The organism is Mycobacterium sp. (assembly GCF_019243155.1).
In the GTDB taxonomy this organism is placed as follows: Bacteria; Actinomycetota; Actinomycetes; order Mycobacteriales; family Mycobacteriaceae; genus Mycobacterium.
This window is the reverse complement of sequence record NZ_JAFAUS010000391.1, coordinates 1-5,937: the sequence shown is the minus strand read 5'-3', so window position 1 is coordinate 5,937 and position 5,937 is coordinate 1. Positions and strand designations below refer to the sequence as shown.

Annotated in this window: 6 protein-coding genes, 1 tRNA gene and 1 pseudogene; 7 read left to right on the top strand and 1 reads right to left on the bottom strand. The window is 66.7% G+C overall.

All coding sequences use genetic code 11. The features are described 5' to 3' along the window. The 3 genes from JOZ00_RS20290 to JOZ00_RS20280 all read left to right on the top strand — a co-directional run. Positions 1 to 576 (top strand): hypothetical protein (locus JOZ00_RS20290; protein ID WP_293347062.1); only part of this gene is annotated, 576 nt, incomplete at its 5' end. After that, positions 576 to 1,394, top strand: a complete 819-nt coding sequence (locus JOZ00_RS20285; protein WP_293347059.1) for a prepilin-type N-terminal cleavage/methylation domain-containing protein — start codon at positions 576 to 578, stop codon at positions 1,392 to 1,394. The genes JOZ00_RS20290 and JOZ00_RS20285, both read left to right, overlap by 1 nt. Next, positions 1,394 to 2,956, top strand: coding sequence for a hypothetical protein (locus JOZ00_RS20280; RefSeq protein WP_293347056.1), 1,563 nt, complete (start codon positions 1,394 to 1,396; stop codon positions 2,954 to 2,956). Before JOZ00_RS20285 ends, JOZ00_RS20280 begins: the two co-directional genes overlap by 1 nt. Before the next feature lie 94 nt (positions 2,957 to 3,050). On the opposite strand, the gene JOZ00_RS20275 is transcribed toward JOZ00_RS20280, so the two are convergent. Further along, positions 3,051 to 3,123: transfer RNA gene (locus JOZ00_RS20275), tRNA-Gln, on the bottom strand. 76 nt (positions 3,124 to 3,199) lie between these two features. On the opposite strand from JOZ00_RS20275, the pseudogene JOZ00_RS27720 reads away from it, so the two are divergent. The 4 genes and pseudogenes from JOZ00_RS27720 to JOZ00_RS20260 form a co-directional block, all read left to right on the top strand. Further along, positions 3,200 to 3,619, top strand: a pseudogene (locus JOZ00_RS27720) (HNH endonuclease); the annotation flags it as partial. A 213-nt stretch (positions 3,620 to 3,832) separates the two neighbouring features. Beyond that, entirely contained in the window at positions 3,833 to 3,985 is a 153-nt protein-coding gene (locus JOZ00_RS20270; protein ID WP_293347053.1) for a hypothetical protein, read from the top strand. 90 nt (positions 3,986 to 4,075) lie between these two features. Further along, positions 4,076 to 5,509 (top strand): bifunctional UDP-N-acetylglucosamine diphosphorylase/glucosamine-1-phosphate N-acetyltransferase GlmU, encoded by a 1,434-nt coding sequence (glmU, locus tag JOZ00_RS20265; RefSeq protein WP_293347050.1) that lies wholly within the window; start codon positions 4,076 to 4,078, stop codon positions 5,507 to 5,509. A gap of 105 nt (positions 5,510 to 5,614) precedes the next feature. Next, positions 5,615 to 5,937: ribose-phosphate pyrophosphokinase-like domain-containing protein (locus JOZ00_RS20260; protein WP_293347047.1), on the top strand; the 323-nt coding region annotated here is incomplete at its 3' end.

The following is a 5,937-nucleotide window of genomic DNA, read 5'->3' as shown; positions in this document are numbered from 1 at the left end:
ACCACCACAGTGGCCGGCGGGCCCGGGGGTCTGTTCCCGTTCGCCACATCGCTGAATCCCGCCGGCTACACCAACAACTACCAGTTCTGGGCGGGAACGTGCCGGGGGGAGGAGCCGCCGGCCGGCACCGACGCGGCGTCGGTCACTCCAGGCTTCAACGGTCCGGTCAACGTCATCCAGCCCGAGATCGACGTGAACGCGACGTACAAGCCTCAGACCGGATCCACGCAGGCCGTCACCCCGGCCGACGTGAAGATCATCTTCAACACCACCAGCGGCAGCGCCTGCTCGGACACTTGGGGTCCGTACGCTTCGACGTCGTTCAATCCGGACCCGTCACACGGCGCTCTGCACTTTTGGTTCGCCGCGCCGTTTGCCGCCAGTGCGACCCAATCACCCGCCAGCGCCTCGGGTCAGACCGGGTCGATCAAGGTGTGCGCCGATTACAACCCGGGCGGCGGCGGCACGTACTACAAAGCTACGAGCTCCCTGGCGTACACGGATCAGTACGGGGCCGACACGTCGATCGCGACGATCCCGATCCTGTGGACCTCCACCGCCTCCGGGAAGTGCTGATGCGCCGCCTGCCCGCCAGCATCCGTCGCCGCTTGGCCGACGAGCGCGGCTTCACCCTGGTCGAGCTGCTGGTGACGATGGTGGCCGGCGTGGTGGTGCTGCTCGCGCTGGGCACCATCATGGACGTCACGCTGAAGGAGACGACGCGTTCCTACACGCTGATGGACGCGACTAACCGGTCGCGACCCGTGTTCCAGCAGCTCGAGAACGAGCTGCACTCGGCCTGCTTCGCCGACGAGCAGACCCCGATCCAGGCGGGCGCCAACGCCAACGCGCTGATCTTCCTGAGTGCCTACGGCAACGCGGCCACGCCGACCGATGTGTGGCACGAGATCGATTACAGCGCCGCCACCTCCACGCTCACCGATCACACCTACCAGGTCTCGTACTCGATCGACGGCCTCGGCAATCCGGTGTGGTCGCGGGGAACGGCGATCGGCTCGAGGATCCTGCTGACCAACGTGGCGGCGAGTGGAAGCACGCCGGTATTCCAGTACTTCGCCTATCAGACCGCGCCGGGCACCGACCAGGCCGGCAACTCGTACGAGATCCTCCCGGACGGGACAAGCCCGGTGCCGGGGACCAGCACCACGGTGTACAACCCGCTTGACCCGGGCGCGTCGCTGACCACGACCGACGCCCCGACCGCCTCCGAGGTGTTGGTCACGCTGACCGTAGGGCCCTCCGGGGGCGGAGGCTCCTACGAGAACACCAAGCTCGCGAACACCGGCGACACGGTCAATGACTCGATCGTGTTCCGCTTCACGCCCGCCGCCAACCACGTCGGCGACGGGGCCACCTTCCAACCATGCGACTGATGCTCACGATCCAAAAAGCCGCCCGCCGTCTCTCCTCCGAGCAGGGCTTCACGATGGTTGTCGCGCTCGGCGTCCTGCTCCTGACCAGCATGCTCCTGACCGGGGTGTTCTTCGCGCTGCAGGGCGAGATTCACATCGGTACCGATGACCTGGCCGCAAAACGCGCCTACGCCGCCGCCACGGCTGGAGCACAGGCTTACCTGTACCAGCTCAATCAGAACCCGAACTACTGGAGCACCTGCGGTAACGACATCCAGTCCACGGCGGTCACGGTTCCGAGCTCCTCCGACAACGCGTCATACACCTACGCCCCGATCTACGCCAACGGGAACACGAGCTGCACCAGCAACGCGATCGGCTCGCTCATCGACAACACGACCGGCACGATCCGGATGGAGTTCACCGGGAAGGCCGGTACCAACCCCGTGGTCTCCCGCACGATCGTGACGAGCTTCCGGATGAACAGCCCGCTCGACTTCCTGTGGTACACGCACTTCGAGTCGGTCGACGATGGAATCCCGGGCTACTCGGACTGCGGTGTGTTCTACCGCGCCGGCCGCGACCCGAACTGCAACATCGTGTGGGTCTCACAGGACACGATGAACGGGCCCTCATACACCGACGACCAGTACCTGATCAACGGCGGCGCTTCGCCCACGTTCGGCCGGTCCGCCGCCGACCGGGTCGAGAGCTCGGAGCCGAACACGGCGACCAAGGACATCTGCTCGGCGAGCAACTGTCAGGCCGCCACGTTCAAGGGCACGCCGGTCCCGAATGCCAAGCCGGTGCCGACGCCGTCCGACAACACCGAGTTGCTGACCGATGCACAGAACTACGGCAAGGTGTTCAACGGGACCACCACGATCCAGCTGAACAACAACCTGCCCGCGACGGTGACCACCTGCACGACGGCCACGACGTGCAGCAGCACGTCGGTCAACCTCGCGCAGTATCCGATCATCTACGTGAGCAACGCGTGTGCTCCGGGCGCTTACGACCCGTTCCTCACCAGCTATCCGCTGGTGACCACCGGGCCCTATACGAACGACGCGTACGGCTGCGCGGGCGACGTCTACATCTCCGGGACCTATAACACGCCGGTCACGATCGGTGCGGCGAACAACGTGGTGATCAAGGGCAACCTCACGACCAGCACCACCGACACCTATGGCAATCCCACCGGCAGCGCCACGCTCGGGCTGGTGGCGAACGAGTTCGTTCGCGTGATGCACGGATGCACCAGCAACCAGGTGCCCAATCTGACCATCGATGCCGCGATCCTTGCGCTCAACCACTCGTTCATCGTCGACAACTGGAACTGCGGCGGGGCGATCGGGACCCTCTCCGTGCACGGCGCGATCGCCCAGTACTTCCGTGGCCCGGTCGGCCAGCCCAACGGCCAGGGCGGGATCGCGAACGGCTACGCCAAGAACTACAACTACGACGACCGGCTCGCGAACATCCTGCCGCCCTATCTGTTCGACATCTCGAACTCGGGTTGGCATGTCTCCCGCGAGACCGTGTGCGTGCCGGGCGGCAGCGACCCGACGTCTGCCTGCTAGCGCCGTCGTAGTCGGCCTGCGCGAGCTGGCCGCGGCCAAGCCGCCCCAGCTCATCCGGGTCACACAACGGCCAGGACTGCCTACCTACGTTCGACTGGGGGGCAGGGACTCGAACCCCGATCCCCGGGACCAAAACCCGGTGTCGCTGCCAGTTGGACGACCCCCCAGGGCGTTTCGAGCCGAATCTAGCAGTGTGACTCTCGAGATCGCGAGTACCGTTCTGTCCGACGCGCATGCGAACATGTGTTCGCTGTGGCCAGCCAGGTGTCCTTTTCCGAAGCGGATGCACGCGACGCGATTGCGCAGGCCACATGCTGGTCTGACGCGCTCCGAGCGCTCGGCTACGGCGTCAAAGGTCACAATTACCGAACGCTGAGGAAATGGGCGACGACCTGGGGGATTCCGACCGATCATTTCGACCCCCACGCTGGGCGTCGAGGAGCAAATCGTGCACGGCAACGGCCGCTGCCTGAATTGCTCGTCCAAGACTCGACCTACAACCGAGGCAGTCTGAAGCGCCGGCTGCTGCGAACCGGACTGCTAGAACCGCGGTGCGAACTCTGCGGGCAGGACGAGGAGTGGCGCGGTAGGCCGATGTCCCTCGTGCTAGACCACATCAACGGCGTTTCGAATGACAACCGAATCGAGAATCTTCGCCTGGTCTGTCCGAACTGCGCCGCAACGCTCGACACTCACTGTGGCCGAAACCTCCCACGTGAGCGAGTCTGTCCAGGTTGCGGTCAGGCGTTTTCGCCGCGCAACATGCGTCATCGGTATTGCTCGCAGAAGTGCTGTGGCGTCATCAGGTCGATCACGACTCGCGGCGTTCTTCACCCCGAGAGACGGAAGGTTGAGCGACCGTCGTATGAGCAGCTGATGGCCGATGTCGAGTCGATGAGCTTCCTCGCGGTCGGACGCAAGTACAGCGTCTCGGACCGCGCCATCAGGAAGTGGATGCGGTGGTACGAATACGAAAGGGACCGCCGGGCCGCCGACGCAGACGATCGATCAGAGGAGGCTGCTGCCTGACAGGGCTCGGATTCTTCGCGACGCGCAACTAGTCCTGGCCGAGGCCATCGCGACGAACATGGCCGGACCCAGATCCCCTAGGATCAGCGCGTGGCTGCGCCGGTCGTCGTCATCCTGGCCGCGGGGCAGGGCACGCGGATGCGCTCCGCGACCCCCAAGCTGCTGCACGAGTTGTGCGGGCGGCCGATCATCGCCTGGCCGGTGGCGGCGGCGCGGGATGCGGGCGCGGGCACGGTCGTGGTCGTGGAGGGTCCCGAGCGGCCGCTTCAGGCCTCGCTGGACGGTGAGGTGACATTCGCGGTGCAGAAGGAACCGCGGGGGACGGCCGACGCGGTCAAGGCGGCCGCCGGGCACATCGATCCGGGTTCCACCGTGATCGTGCTCAACGCCGATCATCCGCTGATCACGTCTGAGACGCTGGCCGGTCTGGCGCTGGCGCACGAGCGCTCGGGCGCCGCGGCGACGCTGGCCACCGCCGTGCTCGAGGACCCAAGCGGCTACGGACGGGTCGTGCGCGCGCCGGATGGCACGGTGGAGCGGGTGGTCGAGACCAAGACGCCCGGCGACGCCACCGAGCTCGAGCTGCGCATCCGGGAGATCAGCACCGGGATCTTCGCCTTCGATGGCGGAGCGCTGCTCGCCGCGCTCGAGGAGGTCCGCAGTGACAACGCGCAGGGCGAGCTCTACCTGCCCGACGTCCTGCCGATCCTGCGCGCCGCGGAGCGGAGCGTGAACGCGCACGAGATAGCGGACTCCAGCGAGCTGGGGATCAACGACCAGGCCCAGCTGGCGCGGGTCAGGGCGATCGCGCAGTCGCGGATCCACGAGCGCCACATGCTGGCCGGCGTGACGATCGTCGACCCGGCCGCGACGGTGATCGATGTCGGCGTGCGCATCGACCCGGACGCGGTGATCGCCCCGTTCACCAGCCTGCGTGGCAACACCGAGGTCGGCGCCCGCGCGCGCGTGGGGCCGCTCACCACGCTGATCGACTCGCGCATCGGGGCCGGGGCGAGCGTCGTTCACTCCTACCTGAACCAGGCCCAGGTCGGCGACGGGGCGAACGTCGGGCCGTTCACCTATCTGCGCCCGGGCGCGGTGATGCACGAGCGGTCAAAGGCGGGCGCGTTCGTCGAGATCAAGAACTCGAACGTCGGCGCGGGCTCGAAGGTTCCTCACCTCTCATACATCGGCGACACCGACATCGGCGAGGGCACCAACATCGGGGCCGGGACGATCACCGCCAACTACGACGGCACCCACAAGTACCGCACCGAGATCGGGGCGGGAGCGTTCGTGGGGGTGGACACGATGCTGGTGGCGCCCGTGAGTGTGGGCGCCGGCGCGTATACGGGCGCCGGGTCGGTTATCACCGAGGACGTGCCGCCCGGCGCCCTGGGGATCGCCCGCGCCGCTCAGCGCAACGTCGAGGGGTACACCGAACGTCGCAAGCAGCGGGATCCGGCCTCGCACAAGGACCGAAACGGCGATAAGAATCCGCCGCAGGACCCAGGCCAGCGGTAACAATGTGTGCCCGACCGCGCCGGTCGGGTAGCCCAATACGAGAGACCTCTGCCGGTCGCCCAGACAAGACCATCCGTCCCCCTTCGGCCGTAAACTCGACCCCCGATGAGCCTGCTGGAGACGAGCCTCGCCCCGAGTGAGATCGAGCTGGATTACCGCAAGCGGCTGATGCTGTTCTCAGGCCGCGCGAACCCGAATCTGGCCGCCAAGATCGCCTCCAAGCTGGGGCTCGAGCTCGGCAGCGTCACGCTCAGGACGTTCACCAACGGCGAGGTCTACTGCCGCTACGAGCAGTCGGTCCGCGGCGCCGACGTGTTCATCGTGCAGCCGACCTGCGGCAACCCGGACACCGGTCTGAGCGCCAACGACGCGCTGATGGAGCTGATGGTGATGGTGGACGCGGCGGTGGGCGGCTCGGCCCACCGGGT